General features: G+C 67.1%; 6 protein-coding genes. 3 read left to right on the forward strand and 3 right to left on the reverse strand.

Features of this window, described 5'->3' with window-relative positions; all coding sequences use genetic code 11:
* Nucleotides 1-701 (forward strand): YbfB/YjiJ family MFS transporter (locus BIS11_RS08655; RefSeq protein WP_253585928.1); only part of this gene is annotated, 701 nt, incomplete at its 5' end.
* A 73-nt stretch (nt 702-774) separates the two neighbouring features.
* Nucleotides 775-2,238 carry a sodium-dependent transporter gene (locus tag BIS11_RS08660; RefSeq protein ID WP_253421275.1) on the forward strand — a complete coding sequence of 488 codons (1,464 nt, stop codon included), beginning with the start codon at nt 775-777 and terminating at the stop codon, nt 2,236-2,238.
* A gap of 6 nt (nt 2,239-2,244) precedes the next feature.
* Here the strand turns inward: BIS11_RS08660 and BIS11_RS08665 are convergent, their stop codons facing one another.
* From BIS11_RS08665 to BIS11_RS08675, 3 genes are read right to left on the reverse strand one after another with little or no spacing between them, the layout of a single operon-like run.
* Nucleotides 2,245-3,336: a hypothetical protein gene (locus BIS11_RS08665; RefSeq protein ID WP_253421276.1), complete on the reverse strand. Its 1,092-nt coding sequence runs from the start codon at nt 3,334-3,336 to the stop codon at nt 2,245-2,247.
* A 42-nt stretch (nt 3,337-3,378) separates the two neighbouring features.
* A complete protein-coding gene (locus tag BIS11_RS08670; protein WP_253421278.1) occupies nt 3,379-4,683 on the reverse strand; it encodes a Y-family DNA polymerase in 1,305 nt (434 codons plus the stop codon).
* On the reverse strand, nt 4,680-5,123 hold the full coding sequence (locus tag BIS11_RS08675) for a LexA family transcriptional regulator (RefSeq protein ID WP_227389328.1): 444 nt from the start codon (nt 5,121-5,123) through the stop codon (nt 4,680-4,682). The genes BIS11_RS08670 and BIS11_RS08675 overlap by 4 nt, the downstream gene beginning before the upstream one ends.
* Before the next feature lie 324 nt (nt 5,124-5,447).
* Here BIS11_RS08675 and BIS11_RS08680 point away from each other — a divergent pair, with 324 nt between their 5' ends.
* Nucleotides 5,448-6,350, forward strand: coding sequence for an alpha/beta fold hydrolase (locus tag BIS11_RS08680; RefSeq protein ID WP_253585929.1), 903 nt, complete (start codon nt 5,448-5,450; stop codon nt 6,348-6,350).
* Nucleotides 6,351-6,407 lie beyond the last annotated feature (57 nt).

Below are 6,407 nucleotides of genomic sequence, written 5' to 3' on the forward strand. Positions count from 1 at the left end.
GGCTGTGGCTGGGCATTCTGGGCGTCGTACTTGCGATTCCCGCCTGGCGATGGCTGCCGCCGCCGGCGAGCCGTGCCGCCAGCGCCTCCCGCAAACCCGCGACGACGCGCCCCGTCAGCGCGATCTTCCTGTGCCTGATGATGCCCGCCTACTTCTGCGCCGGCTATGGCTACGTGGTCAATGCCACCTTTCTCGTCGCGATCGTCGAGCGCGAACCGTCGCTTTCCGGCGCGGGCAACTGGGCCTTCGCACTGGTAGGGCTATCTGCGGCGCTGACGGTGGTGGTGTGGGATTTCGTTGCCCGGTACATCGGCTACCTGGGCGCGCTGGGGCTCGCCATGGCCGTTCAGGTGGTCGGTATCTGGTTGCCACTTTTCAGTACGAGCCTGCCCACACTCTGGCTCAGCGCGGTGCTTTACGGCGGCACCTTTCTGGGCTGTGTCTGCCTGGTGCTGACCATGGCAGGGAGGCTCTATCCGGACAACCCGGCCAGGCTGATGGGGCAACTGACGCTCGCCTACGGCGCGGCACAGATCATCGCCCCGGCGTTGACCGGTGTGCTGGTCGAAACCACCGGTGACTATCGGCTCGGGCTGTGGCTGGCCGGTGCGCTGGTGGGGCTGGGCGCGCTGATCCTGATGGTGCTCAAGCGCTTGGATCGAACCGCCCAGCGTCTCGATGCCGAGGCCAGGGCGTACTGACATCGAAAGTTCTGGGTTTTTTGCGGAAAATCCTCCAGGATATCGCCTTTTTTCGAGGACAGGACAACAACGCATGGCGTCTTCTGATCAACCACGCGCACAGTGGCTCGGCCGCTGGGGCTTCATGCTCGCCGCGACCGGCTCGGCGGTCGGGCTCGGCAACATCTGGAAGTTTCCCTACATGACCGGCGAGTACGGCGGCGGGGCCTTCGTGCTGGTCTATCTGGTGTGCATCCTGTTGGTGGGAGTGCCGGTGATGATGGCCGAGATCGCCTTCGGGCGGCGCGGCCGGGGCAGCCCCGTCGACGCCTTCCGGCGCGTGGTCACGGAGTCCGGGCGCTCGCCGATGTGGTCGGTGCTGGGCTGGATGTCGATGCTTTGCGGCTTCTTGATCCTGTCGTTCTACGTGGTGGTCGCGGGCTGGTCGTTCTCCTATCTGTGGAAGTCCCTCAGCGGTGGCCTGAGCGCTGAAAGCGTCGGAGCACTGGCGGACGTGTTCGACGCCAACAACGCCGATCCTTTCAATCTTGGTTTCTGGAGCACGCTGGTGACCCTCGTCACCATGCTGGTCGTCGGCAAGGGGGTTCAGAAGGGCATCGAGAGGAGCGTGAGCTGGATGATGCCGGGGCTGGTGCTGATGCTGGTGCTGCTGATCGGTTTCGGCACCTTCTCCGGCGGCTTCGGCGACGCCTTCGCGTTTCTGTTCTCGTTCAATGCCGGGAGCCTGTCGAGCGAGGGCCTGCTGGCCGCGCTCGGCCACGCCTTCTTTACCCTGTCGCTGGCCGCCGGTGCCATCCTGACCTACGGCAGCTACCTGCCCAGGAGCGCCTCGATCGGGCGCACCACGCTCGCCGTGGCGCTGGCGGACACGGTCGTTGCGCTGATGGCGGGGCTCGCCATCTTCCCGGTGATCTTCGCCAACGGCATGGACCCGGCGGGCGGGCCGGGTCTGATCTTCATGAGCCTGCCGATCGCCTTCCAGGCGATGCCGCTGGGCACGCTGTTCGAAATCCTGTTCTTTCTCATGCTGTCGATGGCCGCGCTCACCTCGTCGATCTCGATGGTCGAGGCGACGGTCTCGTGGCTGTGCGACAGCAAGGGCTTCACGCGGCGCTGGGCCTCGCTGGCAACGGGCCTCGTGCTGTGGCTCTTGAGCACTGCGGCGATGCTTTCGTTCAACCTCGGCGCGGACTGGACGCTGGCGGGCAAGACCTTCTTCGACTGGCTGGACTACCTGACCTCGCGCTGGCTGATGCCGCTGGGCGGGCTCGGCACCGTGCTGGTCGCCGGGTTCCTGCTCAAGAAGAGCGTGATGCGCGACGAGCTGGGCCTCGGCCCGCGCCTGTATACGCTGTGGCTCCTGATGGCGCGCTACGTGAGCCCCTTGGGCATCCTGGTCATCTTCGCCGACCAGCTGGCGCTCTTCACCGTGTCGTTTACAGAGCACTGGCCGTGGCTGCTGGCGGCTTTGGCCGTGATGATCCTGGTGGGCGAGTGCATCAGCCCGCGCCTGCGCTCGAGCCTGGCGCCGCGCTGAGCACCGTCAGACGGTGACCACCTGCGCGTCGATGAACTCGCGCGACAGCGGCGTCTGGCAGCGGGCGAACACCTCCTGCAGGAAGCGTTTGCGCGCGCCGCGGTAGTCGCCGCTGAGCAGCACCGCCTGCGCCAGGTGCGCCAGCAGCTCGGCCTGCTGGTCAGGATCGAGCGCGGCGTACGCCTGCTGGGCACGTGGCCACTCCACCTCCAGGGCGGTGGGCCTTTCGGGAAGCGTGGCCAGAAGGTGCGAGAGCAACAGCACCAGGTTCGGGTGCGGGTGGCGGTTGCGCATGATGATTTCTCCCACGCCCTGGGCCAGCAGCTCGCGAGTCTGGTCCGGGGTGTGCGCAAGGCGCTGCATCAATTCTTCGATACGCCGGGGGCCGGAGGCCAGAAGATACGCTTCCTGGGTGATGCGCGCCGCGATCCAGGCGTTCCACAGCGCGTAGAGCGGTGCCATGAGCATGGGAATGAAGCCGCGCAGCGTCAGGCGCCCGAGCAGTCGGCGCATCACCGCGCGCAGCAGAAAGCTGCTCATGCTGACCTTGAGCCGGTAGAGCAGTGCCTGGAGCGTCAGCTTCCAGCCGTGCAGGTGGGCGTGAGGGTCGACGCCGTAGATCAGGCTGCCAGGGCTTGGGTACTCCAGCGCGATGCGCGTCACGCCCTGTACCGTCAGTTCCACCGCGGGCGGCTGGGGCAGGGTGGTTTGGTAGTCCAGGCCGGCGAAGCGCGCCACCCGCGCCACGCCGCGCAGCGAGTTCCAGTAGAGAAAGCCGATCTCGAGCACGGTGATCACCCCGGCGAAGGCCATGTAGGCGCTCCAGTAGGGCAACTGCTCGCGCAGCGACATCGCCTCCCAGTTGTCCGCCCAGACCTGGCGCATCCACCATTCCGACCCGCCGATCAACGTGCCCGAGACGATCCCCGCCAGCGCCGCCCACAGGATCACGAAGCGACGGCTGCGCTTGAGCGCTGCCGGGTCCGGGGCTGCCAGCGGCGGGGTTCGCGCGAGGCGACGGGCGATGTAGCGGCTGGCGAGGCGTTGGGCCCTGTCCGGGGAGGGGGCGAACTCTCGATCGGGGCGAGTCAGCGACATGGTAACCAGTGAGGCGATGAGTTTGAGTGATTAGGGTAGCGGCTAGGTTCGCTTCGCACACGCTTTGATTGCGCCGGGGTGGGTGCCCGCCTTCATCAGCTCGCCCCAGTGGGTGGTGAACCGGTTGGAGCGATGATGGCAGCGCAGCTGCCAGGCGGCCTTTTCCGGCGTGAGGCCGAAGCCGATCTTGCCTTGCCCCATGCGCTGGTTGATGTCGTCGAGGGTCGCCATCAAGGCGGGGTGGTGGCGGTGGCGCGGCGGCTGGTGCAAGAGCGAGAGTTGATACTGCTCGGCGTCGACCAGATCCAGCAGCATCACGCCCGCCTTCATGAAGCGATGCCCCGGGCGATAGATCTGCTCGAGCCCTTCGCGTACCGCGACGAGCATCACCCGGGTATCGTCGCTGGGCGCGGCGAGCGGAATCATGGCGTGGGGAAAGTACTGCGGCTGCTCCGGGCGGTGGCGGTTGGTATTGAGAAACAGCATCACCGCCCGGGCGAGGCTGCGCTGCTCGCGCAGCTTCTCGGCGCTGCGCTGGGCGTGGCGGCCGAGCGCCTCCATGAGCTCCGCCTTCACGCCGGTGGGTTTGCCGAAGGAGCGCGAGGTCATGATGCGCTGGCGCGGCGCGTCCAGCGCGTTCATTTCAAGGCACGGCGTGCCGCGAAGCTCCAGCGCCGTGCGCGCCAGCACCACGGAGAAGCGCCGGCGCAGGTCGTGATGGTCGCACTCGCGCAAATCCCAGGCGGTGTGGATGCGCTGCACCGCCAGCCGCTCGGCCAGGCGCCGACCGATGCCCCAGACCGCGTCGATCGGGGTTTGCTTCAAGAGCGCGGCGGTGTCGGCGGCGTCGGCGTGGAGCAGGCACACGCCCTGGTAGCGCGGGTGCTTCTTGGCCGCGTGGTTGGCGAGCTTGGCCAGCGTATGGGTCGGCGCGAGCCCCACGCACACGGGAAGCCCCAGGTGGCGGCGAATGCGCCGCCGAAGCCAGGCCCCCAGTGCCTGGCAGCGCGCCGGGTCAAGGCCGTCGAGGTAGATGAACATCTCGTCGATGGAGTAGGGCGCCACCTGCGGGCAGGCGTCGCGCAGAAGCTGGCAGAGCCTGCCCGACATGTCGCCGTAGAGCTCGTAGTTCGACGACTTCAGGTGGATACGCCCGGCGCGGTGAAGCCCTTCGAGCTTGAAGGCGGGCGTGGCCATGGCGATGCCCATCGCCTTGAGCTCCTCCGAGCGGGCGATGATGCAGCCGTCGTTGTTGCTCATCACTCCTACCGGGCGGCCCTCGAGCTCGGGCTGGAAGACGCGCTCGCAGCTGACGTAGAAGTTGTTGGCGTCGACCAGGCCGATCACGGCACGTACTCGTGGATCACCGCGCGCACTACGCCCCACAGCTGGCACTCGGTGCCCTCCAGCGGCAGCGGCGGGTAGAGCGGGTGGGCGGAGCACAGGTGCGGCACGCCCTGATGGAGCGCGTAGCGCTTGATCAGCACCTCGCCGTCGAACAGTGCCACCAAGATGTGCCCCAGGCGTGGCCGAACGCTGCGGTCCACCACCAAGAGATCACCATCGAAGATGCCCCAGCCCTCCATGCTGTCGCCGGTGGCGCTCAGGTAGAACGTCTGCGTCGGGTTCTTGATCAGGCGCGTGTTGAGATCCAGCGTGCGCTGCTCGTAATCCTGGGCCGGCGAGGGAAAGCCGCTGAATCCCGCCCGGGCGCGCAGGGCGGGAAAGGCCAGCGGTTGAAAGGTGAGGGGCCTGGCTGTCGCAACGTGGAGGGGTTGAGGCGACATGGTGACGTCCTTGTGAATCGAATAGTGTATTTATATACAGTATTCGATGCCGCCTCGAAAATTGCAAGGATTCAGGACGCGCCTCAGCGCGCCAGCCACAGCCCCACGACGACGGCGCTGATCACGGCGATGAAGAAGACGGTATTGCGAACACGGGTATCACGGCGAGGTTTCATGAAGGGACTCATCGACAAACAAGGGTTGGACAAACAGGGGTTAGACAAACAAAGGTCAAAAACGGCGTTCAATAGCGAGAGCATGGTAACGTCTACGTCATGCAGCGTCATCACGACAGGCGGTCATCGACAGCATGAGAGACTTTCCATGAACGAACTTGCCCACGCCGCCCGGCCGCTTGCGCTTGCCGGCAAACGCCTCGCCGCGCTCTCCTGGGGCCGCGAGGGGGCGCCGGTCTGGCTCGCCTTGCACGGCTGGCTCGACAACGCCGCGAGCTTTTCGCGCCTGGCACCGCGCCTGGCGCGGGAGATGGACGTGCGCATCGTGGCGCTCGACTTTCGCGGCCACGGCCACTCCGAGCACGCCCCGCCCGGCGGCGACTACGCCTTGTGGGACTACGTCTTCGACGTGCTCGACGCGCTCGATGCGCTTGCCATCGAGCGTGCCACGCTTCTGGCGCACTCGATGGGCGCGGCGGTGGCCTGCGTGCTGGCCGCCACGCTTCCCGAAAGGGTCGAGCGGCTGCTGCTGGTCGATGGCCTCGGGGCGCTCAACACCGAGGCGCGCGAAAGTGCGGCCCAGCTGCGCAAGGGGCTTCTGGCCCACCGGCGCACCTCCTCGCGCCTGCCGCGCTACGCCGATATGGACGCCGCCGTGGCCGCCCGCGTGGCCGGCGGCGTGACGTCGGTCGGGCGTATCGCCATCTATCCGGTGGTCGAGCGCAACACCCGGGCCACCGCCGAGGGGCAGGTCGAGATGCGCACCGACCCCCGCCTGCTCAAGCCCTCGCTGGTACGCTTCACTCCGGAGCAGGTGCTGGCGCTGCTCGGCGAGATACAGGCGCCGGTGCTGCTGGTGGAGGGCGATAGGGGGATTCTCGGCCAGCGGCGCTGGTCGCAAGAGGCCCGTCAGGCGGTCGCCCGGCTGACCCGGGAGGTACTGCCGGGCGGCCATCATCTTCACCTAGAGCCCGATTCCGTCGAGGCAGTGGCCGGCGTTATCGCCGCATACTGCACGACGACCGCCGCTCGATCACGGAGCGTCGAATGAATAGAGCGAATAGCGTGGTGTCGACGCAGCTCGACCCTGTCGGCCGTCGTGGCAACA

This window comes from Halomonas sp. 707D4 (assembly GCF_024158685.1).
Taxonomy (GTDB): Bacteria; Pseudomonadota; Gammaproteobacteria; order Pseudomonadales; family Halomonadaceae; genus Vreelandella.